Below are 21,678 nucleotides of genomic sequence, written 5' to 3' on the forward strand. Positions count from 1 at the left end.
AAGATTGGGGGCGCTCTGCTTCCCAATGTACTGGGAAGCAAACACGCTTAGTGTGGCATGAAGTTTTGCCAGAAGAGATACATCCGCTCACGCAAGGGCGCATGTTCCGGCTTGCGTAAGTAGGGATCGCTTTGCCAGAGCTGTTCAGCCAATGAGCGTGCCTGCTCGATCAGGGCTGTATCACTGAAGTCCGCAATACGCAGTTCCGGCATGCCGCTCTGGCGCACACCGATGAAGTCGCCGGGACCACGTAGCCGCAGATCCTCTTCCGAGAGTTTAAAGCCATCATCGGTGTCCTGGAAGACTCCCAGGCGTTCCTGGGCCTGGATGCTGGCTTCTGCGCTTAAGACGTAGCAGTAGGATTGATGTTTACCACGGCCGACGCGTCCACGGAACTGGTGCAGCTGAGAGAGGCCAAAGCGATCGGCGTCTTCAATGACCATGACGGTGGCGTTAGGAATATCGATGCCAACCTCAATTACCGAGGTAGCCACCAGAATGTCTAGCTCATGGTCACGGAAACTGTGCATAATCTGATCTTTTTCAGTGGGCTTCATCGCTCCATGCAGTAGACCTACACGCAAATTAGGAAATACTTCGCGCTGTAAACGTTCATATTCACTGGTCGCGGCTTTGGCTGATAAAGATTCCGACTCCTCGATCAAAGGACAAATAATAAATGCCTGACGCCCTTCTGCGACCTGGTGAGCGATCTGGGTATAGGCCTCGTTGCGCCGTGTGCCGGTACGCCAGCGTGTGATGATTTTCTGGCGTCCAGGTGGTAACTGGTCAATCACCGAAACATCTAGATCCCCATAGAGCGTGAGGGCCAATGTGCGCGGAATCGGGGTTGCTGTCATGACCAGCATATGTGGATGCAAGCCCTTCTGACGCAGTGCATCCCGCTGTTCAACGCCAAAGCGATGCTGCTCATCGACAATGACCAATCCCAGGCTATGGAAGTTTACGTCATCCTGGATTAATGCATGGGTGCCAATGGCGACTGCTGCCTGTCCGGATTCTAAAGCCTGGCGCACCAGGTTGCGTTCGCGCTGGCGCTGGCTACCGGTCAACAAGACCGTCTGGACACCAAACGGTTCCAGCATGACGCTGATACTGCGGGCATGTTGTTCGGCCAGCAATTCGGTCGGGGCCATGATCGCGCCCTGATAGCCATTCAGGGCCGTCAGAAGGAGGGAGGCCGCCGCGACCGCCGTTTTACCGGCTCCTACATCGCCCTGCAAGAGCCGGCACATTGGTTTGCTTTTTGTCAGGTCGCGGAAAATTTCATTGATGACCCTCTTTTGGGCGGCGGTAAACGAGAATGGCAGCGTACCCTCAAATGGTTTATCGGTGGCAATGACCGACCAGAGTGTCGAGCCCAGCAACGGAGATGTGGACTGGCCGGGCGCTGCTTTTTCCTGGTTCTCCACCTGGGTGGAGTCCAGAAAGATGCGATGATCATAGCGTGTAAATGCGTTGCCGTCCTTAGCCTCGTGCTGCCAGCGTGCGCGCCGCTCCTGCATCCCAAGCTGTAACATAAAAAGCTCATCAAACGCCAGTCGATGATGGGCACTGGCGCGCAGCTCTTCGTTGTCTGGATAGTGTATTTGCTCGATCGCTCGTGAGAGCATCATCAAGCGACCAGCAGATTGTATGGAGACCGGTAGGTAGTCTGGCACCATTTTCGCATAGCGATCAACCACATATTTAGTAAAGCGTCGTAGCGCCTTGGCGCTTAAGCCTTCGGTCAAAGGATAGATGGGCACCATGCGCCCGGTATTGAGCAGGTCGCCCTGTTCAGGCAATTCATGGCTGCGTACCGCGAACTCAACTTTATTGCCAAAGCGTTGCTTGACACCAGTCACGACCAGATAGGTACCATGTGCGGCTTGTAGCTGTTTCTGTAGATAAGGCTGATTAAACCAGGAGACATACAGCTTACCTGTCTCATCGGAAATGGTCGCGATGGTGCGCGTTCGGCCGTTGCCGGTACGCTTCATTTCCACGTCCCATATCAGCCCCATCGTCGTCGTGACCTCGTTAAAAGGCACATCAGTGATTTTGGTCAGCTGGCTATAGTCACGATGTTCGCGTGGAAAGTAGAAGAGCAGATCACGGACCGTGCGTAGTCCCAATGAGCGCAGGCGCGTCGCCACGGTGGGACCGACGCCGGGAATGGCAGTGATATCAGCGCTCAGCAACGTCAACGCGGTATGTCCCTGGCTCATGCCAGCTTCTAACCGAATGGGATTAGGCGTATTCTGAGGCGTCTCTTTGGGCCTGGCCTGTTTGAGCGTGGTCGTAGGCTTGCTATTCGTGGCGGCTGGTCTGGCAACTGGACTGGTTTTAGTCGGCGGTGGAACTGCTGCCTTGCGTTGTTCAGTATTTTTTTGCTCTCGCTGGCTGACCGGTTTGTTGGCCGCGGGCCGCTGGGATACTACTTTTTTGGCGGTTTGAGATGTTGATGATGTGCCCGGCGCTGCTGTTTCGATTTCATTGAGAATGGCCAGAGCCGCCCGCAGGTTGGCGGCGCGCTGGATAGGATCTTGTTGATGATAGCCGTGGAGATATTCGGTGAAGCGTTGCAGTGGAGCTGCATCCTGGCCAGTACTCTGGCAGAGCGCGCTCGTATCAGAGTACCAGCGCGCGGTAAACGCCTCTACACCACCAGGTTTGATCGCCTGATCCTGGTGATTAGTGCGCTGTTCGTGTTGTAGAACTTTGCGTGCACGTTCAATATAGGTTGTGAGTGTTGCAGTATTGCTATTTGACATAAATACGATGTTTTATTCTATACTGTGCTGTTCAATATTCAGTGTCAATAATAGAGGGTAATTGGAACAGGTGTCAAGTACTAGAGATATGCTCTGACTTATGCTGTGGGCTATTGAGAGCAAATAGCGTTGTTGAGAATATAGTGCCTCTTTACCTGCGGAATATGGCTAGAGGCAATGGTTGAGGTACATTGTGAGGAAGGTAATGGTCACCAGTATGGTAGCAACCAGGACCGGCTGGGTAATGGTGCGGCGATCGCGCTCGCGACTGAGGAAGAAGATCAGGCAGCCTAGCAGGATGATGGCAATGGAGGCGATAATGCCAGCATAAAACAAGATATCGATGGTTCCCGTACAGCCTGGCGTGTGCTGGCGATGGCTGAAGAGCAGATTGATGCTCACCGCCAGCACGCTTAGAATAGGAAGCAGCATGCTATTCACGGTATTGATCGCGCGTTGATCACCCCTCCGGCAGCGCCAGTAGAGCCAGAGCAACAACGAAATCAACACCAGTCCGGTCAAAATGACCAGTATGGATGTGAATAACATGATAATCTTTCACTTTCCAGGATGTATTCACGCCATTTAAGCCGATTTATCTGCCTGTTCTGATGGAGCACTGAAATGAATTTCTAACGCTCTATTTACGAAACGGGCCACAGTTGCCTCTTGATTGGCCAGAATCGATGGTAGGGTAATATCGCGTTTAAAATTGCCGATCTCAACCACCATCTCATCGCCATTTTTACTCATCGCCACTTTATCCATTTCGACATGTGGCAAGGGTAAACGCAGGATATAGGTATCACCTTCATGCACAATTTCCTGGATTGGACCTCGATGAAAGACCTGTGTGGGATCATTGGTGCCGAAGATGGTAGTGGCTAATTCGCCCAACGCATCGATGCCCAGGATCTCACGTGAACGATATGGGGCCTCCCAGACAGGCAACGGCGCAAAGGTCTGATGGATGCGTTGACGTAGCTTTTCCTGGGTCCGGTAGATATCCTGCATAAATGCATCTTGATAGTTGCCAGCCGGAATGACACGATTGCAGACGACCGCATCGATAGGATAGCCAAAGAGCGCCAGGTAGGTTTCGGCACGTAACGCTTCCTTAATCACCATCCGTTCGGGATTGACGACGGGCCGATAGGAGCTGACTTCTGGATCACTCAACACCTCACGTAACGCTTTGACGCGCTCACTCAAGGCATTGACGGCATCTACGATCTCTGCGGTTGGAATTGGGAGTACCGCCTTGAGCAAAGGACGCGCAAAACCCAGGTTGTTTTGCAGGCCCATAATGCGGCTGGCGTACCATTGAAAGGTATCTGGCATACTGAGGAGTCGCACTGTCTCGCCTGTGGGCGCGGCATCGATGACGACGACCTCAAAATTTCCATCGCGCGCATTGCGATAAATGTTGATTAAACTGACGATCTCGTCCATCCCAGGAATCAGCGCCAGCTCATTGGCCAGCACAGCATTGATGCCCTGTTTGCGCAGGGTTTTGGTCATGGATTCCTGCAGTTTTCCCCATCCCTGGCGCATTTCATCTAAGACATTTACTTCCTGCGCCCAGAGGTTGATTGCCAATTCTTTGGGCTCCGACGTCAGATTAGTTTGCAGGCAATCCGCGAGGCTATGGGCAAGATCAGTGCTTACAACCAGGGTCCGTTTTCCCTGGGTGGCGGCCCGTACAGCAGTGGCGGCCGAAACGGTGGTTTTGCCAACACCACCTTTACCAAGATAGAGAATGATACGCATAGAATTCCTTGCTCTATTTTTATTTACTGTATGATCAAACGACCGCGGGTCGATCTGTACTCACGTATCGGTCAGAAATATCTACGTAGACTGTACCGCTTAGGTTTGATGATTTGTTCTTGCCGAGGTTTTCTACTGCTTATGAATACTGTCGTCAGCTGACTCAACGAGCATCAAAGACCTTTTACTGGGGATCCCTCTTTTTGCCGCAGCCAAAAAGACAGGCGGTCTGGGCTATTTATGCTTTCTGTCGTATGGTGGATGATATTGTTGATGAAGAGGTGGATAGTATCACACCAGCCATTGGGCATCTCCAGGAGGTGGGTTCTCCTGCCAGGGCTATTGATGATTGGCGCGAGGCGCTGACACACCTGTATGAGCAAGGTGTAGCAACTGGCAATCCGATTCTTCAGGCCTGGGAACATATGCTGGAATATTATCATGTTCCGCTCAAACCGGCGTTGGATCTTCTGAGTGGTGTTGAGATGGACTTGAACCAGCAACGCTACCTCAATTTTAATGAGCTATATATATATTGCTATCGCGTGGCTGGCACGGTTGGCCTGATGACGTCGCCAATCTTTGGTTATGAGAATGACGAGGCGCTAAATTATGCGGTAGATCTAGGTATCGCCTTACAACTGACGAATATCTTACGTGATATTGGTGAGGATACGCGCAGAAATCGTATTTATCTTCCTTTAGAAGAAATGACACGTTTTGGATACAATGAAGATGACCTTATGCGTGGGGTCATCAATGATGCCTTTCGGGGACTGCTCTGTTTTCAGATGGAGCGAACCGATTACTATTATCAGAGAGGTATACCCGGGGTAGATTTGTTAGATGTTGATTGTCGGCTGGCCGTGCGTTTGAGTAGTACCCTCTATCGTTGTATCCTGGATCGTATTTGCGGCAATAATTTTGATGTGTTTACCATGCGTGCCAGTGTACCCCTGCAGACAAAGGTCCGGATGGCCTCAACCCATTGGCTGATGCAGCAAGTCGATCCTTATTTTAAGGGACTTCATTAAAAAAAGATGCGAGCGTGTCAGCGCACGCAAAGAGGCACTTTGAAAGAGAAGCCCGCTCCCAACCATTGGTTGGGAGCGGGCTTCTCAAATAAAATGTTGCGCATCTAAAATAGAGTATAGTAGTTTCCTGAGTTAATTAAGGCTTAACCTTGCCATTAACGACAAGCAATTTCAGGAATTCCAGATGACGGAGTACTTCTACTCGATCGCTTCCGCCATGCTGATACCATTGTCGCAGCCAGAACAAGGAAATAATCTCGTCCGAGGTAAACCCGTTACGAACCAACTTGTCTGTTTCTGTCTCTACACTTTGCGAAGCATTTATCATTTCTAAGGGTTGTGTATTCATGTTTCTTATCCTTCCACCAACGCCCTTCATAGGCACTTCACCGCAGCATGATTTCCGCTTTTTTTAATGTACTGACCAGAAATTTAATATATCAGGTGCAAACCCTTGATATATTAAACGTCTGAGACGTTAATTTTTCAAATACTAGCTCGTCTATCCCCACCAGATTTCACCAGCCCTCTTCTTCCCTCCCTACTATTCATTCCAATAATGGCAAGTGTAAGCGGAAAAGATCGCAGTTGCTATCGATTGCGTGACAATTAGAGTGTGAAATAGTTCACATTTGAAGGTCATTCCTCAGCTATGCTGCACTTATATTGTTGAGCCAGCTTAGATGAACTATCTGCCCTATATACGTTTGACATTATGGAAAGGTTCCATGTACGGCTGAGTGAGCTTCTTTTTTTCAGTACCATTATGGATTATGATATCGGGTGGTACTGGCCTGAACTGTAATTGCCATGCACAAGAACGCTTACTTACATAGACGCTTTACGATGGGGAATGGAGGCAGCTAATAACCAGGTCAAAAATTTAAGCAGTCTTATCTATAGATTGCTTACATAAATGAAAACAAGAGAGCCGTGAAAAATCATCCCGGTTTGCTAAAAAGTTTTTGTCTGTGGGGGACAAACATAAGTCATCCCGACTTTTTGAAACAAGAGTTTCAAAAAGTCGGGATGACTTATGTTTACCTTGCTCTACTATTTATTAAGCGTTGCGGACAACAATATTTACCAGGCGGCCTGGAATGTAGATGATTTTTTGGACGTTGGCGCTGCTGCCAATGAAGGACTGGACGCGCTCATTGGCCAGTGCCAGTTTGCGTACTTCTTCCTCGCTGATGTCGGCGGGTACCTCCATACGTTCTCTGACCTTGCCATTGACCTGAACTACCAGCGTGAAGGCTTCGTCTTGTGTCAGTTCTTCAACATAGGTTGGCCATTCGGTGGTGTGGATGCTGCCTGTGTGGCCGCTCTGCTGCCACAGTTCTTCTGTAATATGCGGCGCAAACGGGGCCAGCAATTGCAGCAAACTACTCAGGGCGTCGCGATAAGCAGCGCTATGAGCGACCGTCTCACGCTGTTGCTTGATCAAGGCATTGTTGAATTCCATCAGAGCCGCCAGGGCTGTGTTGAAGCGGAAGTTATTTAAATCCTCCGTAACACGCTTGATAGTCTTATGGCGCAGGCGCTCAATCGCTTTACTCTCTTTGCTTACGGCCGTATTGGGTTTATTGATCCAGGCATCGCTAACCAGGGTCCAGACGCGGTTCAAGAAGCGCCAGATACCTTCCAGATTATCGGCCTTGAATGAGCCACCGGCATCAAAGGGACCAATAAACATCATATAGCAGCGTACAGTGTCGGCGCCGTATTTAGAGACGTATTTGTCGGGTGCCTCGACATTGCCGCGCGATTTTGACATCTTCTGTCCATCTGAACCCAGTACCATACCCTGATGGAACAGGCGCTGGAAGGGCTCATCAAAGGTCAGATACCCCATATCATGCAACGCTTTAACGAAGAAGCGCGAGTACAGCAGGTGCAGGATGGCATGCTCAACGCCACCGACATACTGATTGATTGGCAGCCACTCGTGCATCTTCTCAGGACTCCAGGCTGCCGTGTCATTATGTGGATCGGCATAGCGCAGATAATACCAGGAAGAGTCAATAAACGTATCCATCGTATCAGCTTCACGCGTAGCAGGTCCACCACAGACCGGGCAGGTGGTGTTGACAAAGTCTGGCTCATAGCGCAGCGGCGACTCACCAGTAGCCTTAAACTGCACATTTTCTGGCAGGAAGACTGGCAACTGATCCTCTGGTACGAGCACTGTGCCATGCTCTGGACAATAGACAATGGGGATGGGCGCACCCCAATAGCGTTGGCGGCTAATCAACCAGTCGCGCAGGCGATAATTTACTTTACTGTGGCCGATTCCTTTTTCTTCGATGTAGGCAATGACGCGCGCCTTTGCTTCTTCACCAGGCGTACCATCAAAAGGACCCGAATTGACCATCACGCCCAGAGCCTCTTTGGCTTCTGTCCAGGTGGCTGGATCGGTTGCCTCTTCTCCCTCCGCGCGGATAACCTCGCGGATAGGGATGCCAAATTTACGCGCAAACTCGAAGTCGCGCTGATCGTGGGCGGGTACACCCATAATCGCGCCAGCACCATAGCTCATCAGCACATAGTCAGCGATCCAGACTGGAATTTCCTCGCCACTCACAGGATTAGTGACATAGGCACCGGTAAAAACACCGCTCTTCTCCTTTTCGGTGCTCATGCGCTCAATCTCGGTCATGCGCCGCGCCTGTGTTACATACTCATCTACCTCGGCTTGCTGTTGAGGGGTCGTAATTTTCTCGACCCAGGGATGCTCAGGGGCCAGCACAAAGAAGGTGGCGCCATAGATAGTGTCGGGACGTGTGGTAAAGACTGGAATTTCCTCGGTCTGACCATCGATTTCGGCGCTAAAACGAATCTCAGCGCCCTCGCTCCGACCAATCCAGTTACGTTGCATGGTAATTGTCTTCTCGGGCCAGTTCACCACCTCAGAAAAATCCAGCAGGCGTTCGGCATAGGCAGAGATTTTCAGCAGCCACTGATCGATCTCTTTACGGATCACCACGCTACCGCAGCGTTCACAGGTGCCATCGGCCAGTACCTGCTCATTAGCCAGCGTGGTATTACAGCCTGGACACCAGTTGGCAGGAGCCTTGGTACGATACGCCAGACCCTTTTTATAGAATTGCAGAAACAGCCACTGAGTCCATTTGTAGTAATCGGGCAGACAAGTAATGACCTCACGCTGCCAATCCCACTGGGCACCCATGGCGCGCAATTGCTTGCGCATATTTTCGATATTGGCCAGTGTCCAGGTGCGCGCCTGAATGCCACGCTTGATCGCAGCATTTTCAGCTGGCAGGCCAAAGGCATCAAAGCCGATGGGCTGCATAACGTTATAGCCCTGCATACGTTTAAAGCGGCCATAGGCATCGAAAGGGGAATAGTTATACCAGTGGCCCATGTGCAGGTCCCCTGAGGGATAAGGGAACATTACCAGGTGGTAGAAATTTGGCCTGGACGAGTCATCGGAAGCGTGATAGATCTGATCAGCCTCCCATTGCGTTTGCCACTTGTTCTCAATCTCTTTTGGATCATATTTGGTATGTGTAATCATTGGGCCTCCCCCATATATACTGACAAGTGTAGAAGTCTGTGTGTATTGCCAGTCAGAGAAAGAAAAGATAGAAAAATCTGGCCACTATACAAGACAACAAAAAAACCTTCCATCCGTAAAGGGACGAAAGGCTTTTCCGTGGTACCACCCTGATTTTCGATCAAAGTGGCGTTGGTGGACCTGAGGGGACTCGAACCCCTGACCTCCTCCATGCCATGGAGGCGCTCTACCAGCTGCGCTACAAGCCCATGTGTTTGTATAACTGGTGCGCTACCAAGATCTACTCTTTATTATACGCGATAACGGGCGTACCGACAAGTGCTACTAAAAGCTTCACACTTATTGCTCCCAGGCGAGTTCGGTCTTGGTTCGCAGTCTCGCACCACCCGGCTGCTCTCTGAATCAGGGCGACCTACTACTCCTGCTCGTCGCTTTCTCTTGACGACTTGTACTATAGCACATGTACGTACGATTTGCAAGGTATTCATTGATGGTACGTTGAGTGGAGATGAGGGGACTCGAACCCCTGACCTCGACAGTGCGATTGTCGCGCTCTACCAACTGAGCTACATCCCCATGTGCAGTAGATAATAGCACACTTATTCATTATTGTAAACCCCTGATAGCGGGTATTTCTTCAGCAAACGCTTCATTCTGATAGCCTTGAATGCTATATATACGCTTGTCAGCACTTTTTCAAGCTCCTGATAGCTGTACGTCTCAATTTTTGTTTTACTTTTTGAACCTCATAAATCTATAACAAATAAACGATGACCCCCCAAATGTCCTATGTTTCTCCAAAAAAGAAGGACAATGGCGTATAGTGATTATAGATATTGCGGGTTACAGACATTGCAATTATTCATCCGTCGATCTCCATCTCTTAGAAAGGACAATCGGAACCTCGCCCTGGTTGTTACATTGTTTCTGATTGATTGGTAAGTACCCATCTGACATGTGGGGTTATACGTTGAGAGGTAAAGATACAATGATTTATTATCGTGTTGCATTTTGTGTAGAGCAAGCCCCTGTTGAAAGCACAGAACATATAAATTCACATTGTCAGGCCCTTACCCAACAAATGGTTTGGAAGTGGCGTTCGACTTTATTGACTTCACCGCACGCACTTTTTACGCTGCTGCGTGCTTATAATTATATTCCAAAAGAAAATGTGCGCGTATTCTTTGCATCCTCAGAAACTGAGATGGAGGATATGCTTGTGCGACAGAATGCGGGGCAAATTTCCAGCTCCGTCACTGCGGATCAATTCATGTCTGGTAAGCGCATTAATACTATGGATGTAAAACGATTAGAGTTTGAGTTGAATACAGATAAAGATCATGATGAGCCATACAAGTTCACTTTGCCCCTATCGATTTCTGAGCGTATGGCCTGGATCGCCCTCCTCCGCAAGCGTCAGCAGGGAGAGCTAGAGAGTTAAGCCAGCACCTGTTATTGACCTCATAAATATAGAACCACAGCATAGCAAAAATCCGGAGGGCAGGTTCCTCCGGATTTTTGTATTATGCAACAAAAGGAGCCATCTCGGCTTCAAAGCTTTGTATGTTTTCATTGCCCAGCACACGAAGCCGGTGGATGATGTAAGGATTGGTACTATCCTGGGTGATGGAGGGCACGCGTGGATCGTTGACTGCCCCCACATAACCTGTCGCATTTAAGAGCGACATCACTCCTTGAATCTGATTCTGGGTAGAGGCCAGCGCCTGATTTTTGTTGAGTGGATCTCCAGCTGGATAGCAGAACTGCTGTATGACTGTTTGTAGGTGGTCCTCTAGAACCTGGCGTGATGTTTCCAGCTCATGGCGCGCATCATCAGGTGATATCTGCCAGACATCTCCTAGCGCCCGGTGATCGATAGTATGCGAACCCATTTGCATGCCGTTGGCCAGCATCTCGCGCAGCTGCGGCCAGCTCGCTTGTCCGGCCCAGCCAACTTTGCCGGTAATAATATAGAAAATGCCCGTATAGCCATGGGCTCTGAGGATTGGATAGGCATTTGTGTAAGCATCGACATAGCCATCGTCGAAGCTAAAAATAATCGGTTTAGCGGGCAAGGGACCATCATAGTAGAGAGCACTGAATAGCTGATTAAGGGTGATGGTGTGGTACCCAAGCTTCTTAAAATAATCCATCTGTTGTGAGAAGACGGTTGGTGTCACGGTTAAGCCTGGCCGGTAACTATAAGGATTGACTTTATCCTGGGCCGGTATCTCTGAAATGTAGTGATACATCAGAATGGGGACTTTAATCTTTTTGGCGACGGGATTGGCTGGTGGTAAAATGGGAGCCTCTATATCGGCTGGGCCTCCATTGAGGATCAACCACCGGTTGCCTTCACCTTTGTTTGCGCCAATCAGAACGCGTTGGACGATGAAGGGTAGATTGCGGAAAAGCTCATTAGCGTGCAGAGTTGCGGCTGACGTTTGTGTGTTGAGATTTATTGGTTTGATTGGATCTAATTGGAGTGAGATCGACAATTTAGAGACCTGCTCATACTCCTTCATGGTCTCGGCATTTGTCCAGTTCGAAAGATCGCTGACCTGGCCAGTCATAAATTTTTTGAGCTTGAAAGCATGAAATCGATGTTGCCAGTAAGCTGCAAAGGCCTGTTCATTGGGCCACATTTGTTGTACATCAGGATGAAGCATCGACCACATAAGAGCGTACCGCTGTTGCAATAAAGCTTGCATATAGCGTTGTCCAACCTGAGTTACTTCAGCTTGATACTGACCGGGTGTTGTCTGTCGAACATATCTGGTGACGGTAGTTTTGGCGCCTACAAATGTTGTGTGTACGGGCGAGAAGATAAGGTATGCTCCTAATGCGCCAGCGACAAGTACTAAAATGATGGAACTGATCATCAAGAATTTAGCGAAAAGAAGATGATTTTGCCGTACATCTTTTTCACCAATGCTCTTCATTAATTGTACCCCATATTTGCTCAGTCATTTTCTTTAGATCTTACACAACCATCATACTGCAGTTCATAGATTAACTCCAATCTATCGATTAAACTCATCCAAAATTCCTAATAAACACCAGCGTGGTACCTTACTTTTAAGATACCACGCTGGTGTATAGAAGTATATTGTAGCTAGCTGTATTAGCGTGCGCGCACAGCCTGTTTGGGTGGAATATGAATAGGATGTCCTTCCGCGGCCAGGACGGCTTCGCGCAATCCCTCACTGAGGGTTGGATGTGGATGGATGGTTTCTTCCACCTCATCAACCGTGAGCTCACCGCGCATGGCCAGCGAGTATTCGGTAATCAGGTTAGTGGCATCTGGACCGATGATATGGGCGCCCAGGAATTCACCATATTTGCCGATGATGACTTTGGTAAAGCCTTCGGTCTCGCCGATCGCTACTGCTTTGCCGATAGCTGCCCAGGGGAAGCGCTCGACACGTACTTCATTATACTTCTCACGTGCCGCGGCTTCTGTCAGACCAACAAAGGCGATTTCCGGGAAGGTATAGATTGGATTGGGGATGACATCGTAGTTCATGGTTGCCGGATGGCCAGTGATATTGTCCGCTGCGATCTCACCCTCTGTGGAAGCTACGTGGGCCAGGCCTGCGCCATGGACCAGGTCACCAATAGCGTAGATGCCGGGCAGATTAGTCTGCATATGCTCATCAACACGTACTCGCCCTCGATCTGTGTCGAGTCCCTGCTCCATCAACTGCTCCAGGCCGCTGGTATTGACTCGACGGCTGACGGCCATCAAAACATATTCAGCCTCGAAACTTTGTGGACCTTTGTCGGTAGAAGTGTTGACTTTTTTCTGGCCATTGACCTCTTCGATACCCTCGACTTTTGCGTTGGTTACAATCTCGATGCCACGTTTACCCATGATACGTACCAGTAGCTTCCGTACCTCTTCATCCACTGGCGCCAGTACATTGGGCAACATTTCGAGGATAGTAACTTTAGTGCCCAGTGCATTAAACATACAGGCCAGCTCAATGCCAATGACGCCACCGCCAACACAAATCAGGCTGTCCGGCGTTTTGGGCAGGTTCCAGCAAGTATCGCTATTCATCACTTTATCGCCGTCGATACCCGGCATTTGTGGCACAAACGGAACCGAACCAGTTGCCAGGATGATATTATCCGCGCTAAACCGTTGGGTATTGCCATTTTTCGTCACCGTAACGTTTTTTGAGGCGTCAACACTACCCTGTCCATCAAAAACATCAATATTGTTGCCTTTCATCAGGGTACTGACGCCGCCCGTCATACGCTTGACGACTTTATCTTTAAAGGCGACCGCTTTACTCATATCAAAGACCGGCGCCTGAGGTAGCGTGATCCCAAGTTCGCTAATGGAACTCAGACTATGCAACGTTTCAGCAATGTGAAGCATTGCCTTTGAAGGAATGCAGCCAACATTGAGGCAGGTACCGCCCATATATTGTTTTTCAACAATAGCGACTTTAGCGCCCCGCTGCGCAGCCCGAATGGCAGCTACATAGCCACCGGGGCCAGCCCCGATGACTGCAACATCATAATGAGTACTCGTCATGAATTTCTCCTGCAATTTGCATGGACTCATTCATCTTGCCTGAAGGTTGGATGGATGTGAACGTTTGTACGTACCACTTAAATTAATGGTGTCTCTGAACCCGTTTCACATTGTGTACCATGAAGCATATTGCGCGTGGAGTACACGTCATTGTCTCTCCAAATGAATGAGTACAATATGGTTTGCTGTTTGTCAAGATAAAACAGTCTTTTTATATCCGGGGCCTGCCGATCCAATCACAAAATATCATGCTGGCAATCGCAAATAATTGCTTGCACGGCCTATCCAGTTACCCCTTTGATACGTTGTTTTACTCCCCGTCAGTATACCACGTTTCTTTCCATCTCGATACGTACAAGTTCATCATAGGTTCGGAGCTGGCCTCCGATTTCTCGCTTGCTACATGTTAACGTTCAAAATATCATGTCATGTTTCCGCTCTGGTATCGCTCGCCATGGTTGCAAATCGGAGGCCAGCTCCGAACCTATGAGCATCATCATCCGTTGCGCGTTTGCTCGAGCAATGGATCACCTTTTTGGCCTACTACCATGACGAGTTGGAAAATAAAACGTATCAATAAATGCAGAGACAAATATTCTAATTTTTATGCTTACTCTGCATACGCAAACTATCTTTAAAGATAACCGGGCATGCCAATATGTTGGTTGATCAGGTGGATGGTATGCCTGCGTATAGGTGGAAGTGAATACATTTGATCTAAATGCTTATGACTGGGGGATATCCAATGACAACAACTGGAGAACTGCGCTCCATTATTGAGGAACTTGAGTTAGTAGATGCTGGTGATGCTGCCAATTATCTGGGCGATGACGCTGCTGGTGCAGAAGAGTTGCCCGATATGGCTGCATCTAATTTAGCTCGTTGTTTACGTTATATCGCGTCCGCCGATGAGCGTAATTATCAATTATGCTAATGCGTATTCTATAGAATGTTGATTATAGAAATCGAAAACCCAAAATCCGCAATCCGCAAGCGCCAATCTTTCTTTACACAAAGGTTGGCGCTTTTTCTATCATATGTTGCTATGCATGGCTAGCATCTAAGGTGGACTGACGTATACTTTTGCGGTAGAAGACGGTCAGGACTGTTATTCCAATGACGCTGATGGTAGCCATGGTTGTAGAGATTGGAACGCCTGGAGGAATGATCATATAGATCGTAGCTGGCAACCCGTCCCAGGATCCATGTAAGAGCGAGACAAATAGATATGCCAGCACTACTTTCCAGGTTAGACGAAAACGATGGGGCAGGCTCTCATGAAACAAAACCGAGCCGAGAATAGCCGTCCAGACGCCATGACCAAATGGCGCCAGTATGCCTCTGATGATGGTTTCTAATACCGAAGCGCTGATATGACCATTGCTGAGCAAAAAGGCGGTAAAGGCGTAGCCGGTACTTTCAAACGCGGCAAAACCCATACCAACGGCCCCCCCCAGCAATAATCCATCCAGCGCGGAGGTATGACGTATATGACGGGCCATAAACATGACTGCCAGGATCTTACAGCCCTCCTCAATTAATCCAATTGTCATGCCGCTACTTAGCGTCAGCCCCGGGTCTGGACTGGGAGGTCGAACCAGGAACGATTCAAAAATTGCAGCCCCCAGGACGCCGAGGATACCACCGAGGCAGAAACTTTTGGCCACCACTTCGGGGGTCAACTGGCTGATATGTTGATGATCATAAAGAAAGGCTACAAAAACAATCGGGACCAAAAAATTGCCGATTAAAATGACGGTCGGATAGAGATTTACGTTGCCCGTAATAAACAATATGATTGTTGAGGCCCCAAATAGTAACAGGCCGATGAACAGAGCTGATAACCAGCTACGCTTGCGATGGGCCGCTACCTGCAGGGGGGTACCGGTGGAATCCAGTCTTGCTGTGCCATGACAACCTTTCCTTCACTGTGAACATAACTGCCAGGATCTGCCACCACCAGAACATTCTTTCAGGCTCCTGTTCTGTAGGCGCAAAACCATTCTCTATCTGGCATTTCTCTGATATGTTCTTCTTAAATATTTGTTGTCATTAACACGTTGTCCGGCCAACCAATGCGACAATCTGGCTGACAGCTGAATGACTTATCCTGAGAGATAGTTAAAGAAGACAAAAACAACTTGCCAGACTGTGTCTGACAAGTGTGATGCATTTACGTAAATCAATATTCTGCTTCGGTTAACACCTTGATACGCTTATCAGCGGTGGGAATACCGCTATTTTTAAGCTGTTTGACAACCGCTTTCACATCATACTTGACGCGCCGATGTTCTGCTTGCCAGATATTATCCTGCCAGGTCAGAATCGCGTACGCTGCACGTAGATCACCATCCCGAGGCAGGCCACAGCTGCCTGTATCGACCAGGAGTAGATGGCGCCAGCGACGCATGTAAGCGACATGATAATGTCCAAAGACCAGTACCCCTACTGTGGGGCGCAAATCGCCACAGAGATGCTCAATTTTGCTATCGGGTGAGGTTGGAAAGATGGCCTCTTCCTGATTGAGTGGATTGGCATGCACCACTAACAGGTCAGTACCATTAGGATTGGAAACAAGATGACTAAAGGGCAATGATGCCAGGTAAGCGATACCTGCATCTCCGATCTGGTTACGGGTCCATTCGATCACGCTTTGTTTCTTGGGACCCTTTTTTGAGTTTTGGTTGACGACATCGGTATCAACATTGCCCTGAATAACCGGACAGTGTAACTGCTGGACGGTTTCCAGTGCCTCTTTAGGACAGGGTCCGTTTAAGCACAGGTCTCCCCCAATTACGAGCTGGTCGATGGCAGGTTGCCGGGCCAGATCCTCCAGTACGGCATCCAGCGCTATCTTGTTCCCATGTATATCAGATATAATCGCAATACGCATATGATATCCTGATTTAAGGCACGCTCAGCGGTGCCCCTTCTCTCTAGATTTGTGTTGTACACATTTCGCTGCACTTATATATACGGCTGCTTGGATAAACCATAGGTAATATATCTCAAAATAGGAGAGGATACAAAGATGCAACATCGTATAGGTATTATTTCTGATACGCATTGCCCGCGTTTTTCGCGTCTGCCTGAGGCTGTGTGGGAGTATTTTGCTGGTGTCGAATTGATTATTCATGCTGGTGATCTCTCGATCTTATCTGTGATTTCAGAACTGGAGACGATTGCTCCTGTGGTGGCTGTGCAGGGAAATGTTGAGCATGAAGAAGTGGTGATGAAACTACCAATTAAGAAAGAGATCAGAGTGGGTGGCTGCCGCATCGGCATTGTCCATATTTTGGGTGATTCTCATCACTATGAGCGTACGGCGCGTCAGGAATTTCCCGAGGCGCGAGTGGTGGTGTTTGGCCATAGCCACAATCCTTATAATCAAGAACATGCGGGCCAGCTGCTTTTTAATCCTGGCAGTGCCAACGATCGCCGCCGTCAACCTGCCTGCAGCATTGGTCAACTGCTGATAGATGACGAGGCCCAGACGGTGAAGGGCGAGATCATCTTGTTACCATGAAGCAGGCGGTACTCAATTAAATGAGCATAGCCGCCTGAAAAGCTGATCAGTTATGCTGTAGCCTGGATGTTTTAGATACGCTGTTCAGGCATTTTGATCAGGGATGGATCGAGCGAGGACAGCGTTGGTCGTCCAGACAGCGCCATGCTCATAGTCAACTCGGCATGAAGCAGGTCCAGGATGTGGTAGACTCCTGACGCACCGTTGACGGCCAGGCCCCAGAAAATCGGGCGGCCGATCAAAACGGCCCGCGCGCCCAGCGCTAGAGCTTTTAGCACATCGGAGCCGCGCCGAATCCCGCTATCCAGATATATTTCACAGCCACCATTCACCGCCTGTATAATGTCCGGCAGGGCCTCAATGCTGGAGATAGCTCCATCCAGCTGTCGTCCGCCATGATTCGAGACTACGATGCCCGCTACCCCATGTTGGAGTGCCAGCAGGGCGTCCTCGGGTGTTAAGATGCCTTTGAGGATAATGGGGAGGTGCGTGACTGTGCGGAGCCAGTCCACTGTTTCCCATGTATCAACCAGGTGGCGCAGGGGGGTCTCGCTAACGTCATTATCTATAAAATTAGCCAGCGGCACAAAGCGGGAACGCTGAAAGTTGTTGCGTATATCTTGCTCACGGTGGCCTAAATGGGCAGTATCAACTGTAAGCACGATTGCTTGATAGCCAGCGGCTGTGGCTCGCTGCACAAATTGTCCGGTTACTTCCAGACTGTGGTAACTATAGAGCTGTAGCCAGAGGGGAGCTTGCGTGCTGGCCCTGATCTCCTCAATGGTACGTGAGGAGAAGCCACTGACGATCATGATGGTTCCAGCCTGCTCAGTTGCCTGGGCGGTGGCGCATTCCCCTTCTGGATGGGCCAGCATATGCCCGGCGGTTGGACCGACAAGAATCGGCATCTGAATGGGCGTGCCCAGCACAGTGGTATGGGTTTCGATCACACTGACATCAACCAGGACGCGTGGACGCAGGCGCAGTCGTTCAAAGGCCTGGCGGTTGGCATGCAATGTCACACTATCGTCACTGCCGCCCTGAATGTGGTCCCAGATCATTGCTGGCAAACGCTTTTGTGCCAGTTGCTCATAATCAAAAACGTTGATTGGTTCCATTGCCTGTTCTTGCGCCTCTTTCTCTCTCATGAATACAGTAGACTGGCTGCCCTGTGGGCGACCTTCACCAGGAAAGTCGCCCATGGTGTTTACTGGCAAATGCGCTTACCTAGCGGCCAATGAATTTCTGTCCTCCCATAAATGGGCGCAGCGCCTCAGGAATGAGAATGCTGCCATCGGCTTGCTGGTGCGTCTCCAGCAGCGGAATCAGGATGCGTGGCGAGGCAATGGCTGTATTGTTCAACGTGTGAACGAATTTCACCTTACCCTCTTCATCGCGATAGCGCAGGTTCACGCGGCGTGCCTGCCAATCGTGCAGGTACGAGCACGAATGAGTTTCGCGATAACGTTTTTCGCTTGGTACCCAGCATTCTATATCATACATTCCAACTTTGCCATCGCCCATATCGCCGGTGCAGACATTGACCACGCGGTAAGGGAGTTCAAGTTCCTGGATTAATTCCTCGGCATTCTGTAGGAGCTGCTCGAACCAGAAGACCGACTCCTCATGGTCCGCTTTACAGATGATATATTGCTCTACCTTGTTGAACTGGTGAATGCGGAAGACGCCACGGGTATCTTTGCCATAAGTGCCCGCCTCCTGTCGGAAGCAGGGGCTATAGCCAACAAACTTCAGTGGCAACTCTTCGCCCTTCAGAATCTCGTCTTTATACATACCTGTGATTGAAACTTCAGCGGTCCCAACCAGGAAGAGGTCCTGATCTTTAAGTTCATACACCTGGTCACGACCCTTGGGGAACTGACCATTGCCGACAAAGGCGAAGTCGCGGGCCATCGAAGGTACGATGAGTGGTGTGAAGCCCTTGCGCGACATTTTGTCCATCGCGAAATTAATCAGGGCTAACTCTAGCCTGGCTGCGTCTCCACGGAGCACATAGCTGCGCGAGCCCGCCACTTTGACGGCCCGTTCAATGTCGACCAGATTATGTTTGAGCATCAGATCGTAGTGATCCAGCGCCTGGAAATCGAATTTGGGAGCTTCTCCCCAGTATTTAAATGGAACGTTCTCGCTATCATCTTTTCCAACTGGAGCGCTGGGATCTGGAATGTTAGGTACCAGCAACAGCAGATTATAGCGCTCTTCAATCAACTGATGCAGCTCGGGCTCTTTGGCTTTAATGAATTCAGCCAGTTTCTTGCCTTCCGCAATTAAATTATTGCGCAGTTCGGTATTTTTCTCTTTGGCGGCCTGCTGAATACCCTTTGATAGCTGATTCTGTTTGGCACGCGCCTCTTCCACTTCATGTTGGAGGGCGACAACCTGTTGATCTAATGCCAGCAGGGCATCAACATCGATCGAATTGTTTTTCAGCCGTGCCGCTTCTTTTACTACATCGGGATTGCTACGAATAAATGCAAGATCAAGCATGCTATGTTCTCTCCTCTTTCACCCCGCGTGCCTCCACTGTGTCTGTGGACCACGCAATCGATAGGCAATAAAAAAACGCCGCGTCCTGACTCAAGGACGACGACGCTGAATGCGCAAAATCGTGGTACCACCTTACTTCTTCCAATGCGTAAGGATAACTGAGAAGCATTGGAACTCATTACGGCCCGATAACGGAGGCTTCCGTTGACGCTTAGCGCGTAGGCTCCAGGGTGGATTTCCCTCTCGCATAGACTGCGTCGCACCAACCCGCAGTTCTCTGCCCTTTTATGCTAAGAGCTACTTGTCCCATTCATTGCCCACTTTATGATATATGATGTATGTTTTAGCATAGCAGTGGCCCTGGTATTTGTCAACCCCTCGACAATTTTTTCTATGGCTGTGAAAAATGTTACAATGTTTATGAAAGTGTCTGAAGTCCATGACGATGGGAAGTCAAGCGCCCCGTGCGGGCGGGCGCATGTGCTCCCGAGCTATTTTTATTTATATGTTGGTGCAGCTATTCGCGCTTTGCGCGAATAGCTGCACCAACATATAAAAGATCTTTTGAGCGCTGTAAGCGCGTAGTGTCAGGGGCCGCAGGCGCGAAACGTATGGCTTTCAGACACACTCTTATGGTGGGTGTGAATTATGTGATATGTAGGTATTTTATGAAAATAATGCGTTGGCGACTGGATCACTTTGCTATCGGTGTGTTTGTGCTGGCCTTGTTGGTACGTGTCGTTTATAATCTCACGGTTGCTCTGCACTACTATCCGCTGCACGATTCTCAGCAGTATCGCGACATTGGTTTACACCTGGTGCAGGCGCAGTGTTTTTGCCTGCATGGGAATATCCCTACAGTATATCGAGCACCTTTCTGGCCGCTGTTGATTGGTCTGCTCTCGTTCCTGTTTGGTCCTAATGATCTTTTCGTGCGACTCTTCCTGTGTGTGTTGGATGCCGCTACCTGCCTTTTAATCTATCTATGGGTACGCGATTTCTTGAGTGCGCGTCTGGCGCTGCTGGCTGGCATCATCGCCGCACTCTATCCAGGGCTCTACATCTATACTGGCTGGCTTTACTCAGAGACCCTTTATACATTTCTGTTGACTGCTCTGTGCTATGTGCTCTATCGTTTGCAGCGTAATCGCAGCGTAGGACTGATATTACTAAGTGGTGCTTTACTGGGCCTGCTGGCCCTGACCCGACCGAACGGGTTGCTGATGGCAGGCTTATTTGTGGTCTGGATATTGATTCTTGGCAGGCAGCAAGTGCTTAACTGGCGCTCTGCCTGGCGTCTGGCTATCGTGGTCCCATCGATTGCGCTGCTGTTAATCGCGCCATGGACTCTGCGCAACTACCTGGTGTCGCAACGGTTTCTGCCGGTCGCTACTGGCGATGGAACTGTGCTGCTTGGCTCTTATAATGACCAGGTCGCCCGCAAGCCATGGGATCAGATGACCTGGTCAAATCCGTTGCGGTCGGTGCCTGAAGTATCGAGCGCCTTTCCTCTCTATACCTGCGATGCTCGTTGTGAGATGAGGAGAGAGGATCTCTATAAAGAGAAATCACTGCAATGGATGCAGGCTCATATGGATGAAATGCCTGCGTTGCTAGCTGCCCATGCCATCAATATGTGGATACCGGCCGCGCATGAAGCCGATCTACCCACGGATCGCTTCCCGGACCAGTTGTCCAGTCGTATAGTTCTGGTATTGATGAACGCATTTCCACTTCCTATCTTTCTCCTGGCAGCCTGGGGATTAGTCGTAAGCTGGCGTCGCTGGCGTGATTTGCTGCTGGTGTATCTGATTGTGCTGGTGACGATCGGGCAAGACGTGGCCCTATATGGTATCCCACGCTTTCGAGCGCCGATCGAACCTTTGTTGTTATTACTGGCCATGTGCGCTATCAGCTCAGGTAGCAAGTACCTGGCACGTCGCCGCCCGGCAGAAGCGGCGACCTCAGGCTAATCAGGC

The 21,678-nt window shown here is 49.7% G+C and carries 16 protein-coding genes, 2 tRNA genes and 1 other annotated feature; of the genes, 5 read left to right on the plus strand and 13 right to left on the minus strand.

The features are described from left to right. Positions 1–47: 47 nt before the first annotated feature. The 3 genes from recG to JMI88_RS28195 form a co-directional block, all read right to left on the minus strand. Complete coding sequence (gene recG, locus JMI88_RS28185; RefSeq protein WP_201365287.1) at positions 48–2,777, minus strand: ATP-dependent DNA helicase RecG; 2,730 nt, start codon at positions 2,775–2,777, stop codon at positions 48–50. 168 nt (positions 2,778–2,945) lie between these two features. Beyond that, positions 2,946–3,326, minus strand: a complete 381-nt coding sequence (locus JMI88_RS28190) for a hypothetical protein (RefSeq protein WP_201365288.1) — start codon at positions 3,324–3,326, stop codon at positions 2,946–2,948. A gap of 36 nt (positions 3,327–3,362) precedes the next feature. Beyond that, positions 3,363–4,547 carry an ArsA family ATPase gene (locus JMI88_RS28195; RefSeq protein WP_201365289.1) on the minus strand — a complete coding sequence of 395 codons (1,185 nt, stop codon included), beginning with the start codon at positions 4,545–4,547 and terminating at the stop codon, positions 3,363–3,365. Between the two features lie 119 nt (positions 4,548–4,666). Between JMI88_RS28195 and JMI88_RS28200 the strand changes: the two genes are divergently transcribed. Next, a complete protein-coding gene (locus JMI88_RS28200) occupies positions 4,667–5,581 on the plus strand; it encodes a phytoene/squalene synthase family protein (RefSeq protein WP_268906029.1) in 915 nt (304 codons plus the stop codon). 136 nt (positions 5,582–5,717) lie between these two features. On the opposite strand, the gene JMI88_RS28205 is transcribed toward JMI88_RS28200, so the two are convergent. The 4 genes from JMI88_RS28205 to JMI88_RS28220 all read right to left on the minus strand — a co-directional run bounded on the left by JMI88_RS28205 (position 5,718) and on the right by JMI88_RS28220 (position 9,695). Next, entirely contained in the window at positions 5,718–5,930 is a 213-nt protein-coding gene (locus tag JMI88_RS28205) for a hypothetical protein (RefSeq protein WP_201365291.1), read from the minus strand. A gap of 711 nt (positions 5,931–6,641) precedes the next feature. After that, positions 6,642–9,119 (minus strand): leucine--tRNA ligase, encoded by a 2,478-nt coding sequence (gene leuS / locus JMI88_RS28210; protein WP_201365292.1) that lies wholly within the window; start codon positions 9,117–9,119, stop codon positions 6,642–6,644. 172 nt (positions 9,120–9,291) lie between these two features. Then, positions 9,292–9,367, minus strand: a tRNA-Ala gene (locus JMI88_RS28215). A 255-nt stretch (positions 9,368–9,622) separates the two neighbouring features. Then, positions 9,623–9,695 (minus strand) — tRNA-Ala (locus JMI88_RS28220). Positions 9,696–10,107: 412 nt separating this feature from the next. Here JMI88_RS28220 and JMI88_RS28225 point away from each other — a divergent pair. Further along, positions 10,108–10,560 carry a hypothetical protein gene (locus JMI88_RS28225; RefSeq protein WP_201365293.1) on the plus strand — a complete coding sequence of 151 codons (453 nt, stop codon included), beginning with the start codon at positions 10,108–10,110 and terminating at the stop codon, positions 10,558–10,560. 82 nt (positions 10,561–10,642) lie between these two features. Here the strand turns inward: JMI88_RS28225 and JMI88_RS28230 are convergent, their stop codons facing one another. Together JMI88_RS28230 and lpdA are read right to left on the minus strand one after the other, a co-directional pair. Then, positions 10,643–12,061 (minus strand): polysaccharide deacetylase family protein, encoded by a 1,419-nt coding sequence (locus tag JMI88_RS28230; RefSeq protein WP_201365294.1) that lies wholly within the window; start codon positions 12,059–12,061, stop codon positions 10,643–10,645. A gap of 182 nt (positions 12,062–12,243) precedes the next feature. After that, positions 12,244–13,665, minus strand: coding sequence for a dihydrolipoyl dehydrogenase (lpdA, locus tag JMI88_RS28235; RefSeq protein ID WP_201365295.1), 1,422 nt, complete (start codon positions 13,663–13,665; stop codon positions 12,244–12,246). Between the two features lie 745 nt (positions 13,666–14,410). On the opposite strand from lpdA, the gene JMI88_RS28240 reads away from it, so the two are divergent. Next, the gene (locus JMI88_RS28240) at positions 14,411–14,599 is read left to right on the plus strand and encodes a hypothetical protein (protein ID WP_201365296.1); all 189 of its coding nucleotides are present in this window, start codon (positions 14,411–14,413) and stop codon (positions 14,597–14,599) included. Positions 14,600–14,708: 109 nt separating this feature from the next. On the opposite strand, the gene JMI88_RS28245 is transcribed toward JMI88_RS28240, so the two are convergent. Both JMI88_RS28245 and JMI88_RS28250 read right to left on the minus strand, forming a co-directional pair. Beyond that, positions 14,709–15,458 (minus strand): PrsW family intramembrane metalloprotease, encoded by a 750-nt coding sequence (locus tag JMI88_RS28245; RefSeq protein ID WP_201365297.1) that lies wholly within the window; start codon positions 15,456–15,458, stop codon positions 14,709–14,711. A gap of 389 nt (positions 15,459–15,847) precedes the next feature. Next, positions 15,848–16,558 (minus strand): metallophosphoesterase family protein, encoded by a 711-nt coding sequence (locus tag JMI88_RS28250; protein WP_201365298.1) that lies wholly within the window; start codon positions 16,556–16,558, stop codon positions 15,848–15,850. A gap of 138 nt (positions 16,559–16,696) precedes the next feature. Here JMI88_RS28250 and JMI88_RS28255 point away from each other — a divergent pair, with 138 nt between their 5' ends. Further along, positions 16,697–17,191, plus strand: coding sequence for a metallophosphoesterase family protein (locus tag JMI88_RS28255; RefSeq protein WP_201365299.1), 495 nt, complete (start codon positions 16,697–16,699; stop codon positions 17,189–17,191). Positions 17,192–17,262: 71 nt separating this feature from the next. Here JMI88_RS28255 and JMI88_RS28260 read toward each other — a convergent pair whose 3' ends face one another. Next, a complete protein-coding gene (locus JMI88_RS28260; protein WP_236023104.1) occupies positions 17,263–18,408 on the minus strand; it encodes an alpha-hydroxy acid oxidase in 1,146 nt (381 codons plus the stop codon). 10 nt (positions 18,409–18,418) lie between these two features. Continuing rightward, positions 18,419–19,699: a serine--tRNA ligase gene (gene serS, locus JMI88_RS28265; protein ID WP_201365300.1), complete on the minus strand. Its 1,281-nt coding sequence runs from the start codon at positions 19,697–19,699 to the stop codon at positions 18,419–18,421. Positions 19,700–19,788: 89 nt separating this feature from the next. Continuing rightward, positions 19,789–20,022 (minus strand) — a binding site (T-box leader). A gap of 345 nt (positions 20,023–20,367) precedes the next feature. Here serS and JMI88_RS28270 point away from each other — a divergent pair. Then, positions 20,368–21,672, plus strand: coding sequence for an ArnT family glycosyltransferase (locus JMI88_RS28270; RefSeq protein ID WP_201365301.1), 1,305 nt, complete (start codon positions 20,368–20,370; stop codon positions 21,670–21,672). Positions 21,673–21,678: the final 6 nt, after the last annotated feature.

Source organism: Dictyobacter formicarum (genome assembly GCF_016587435.1).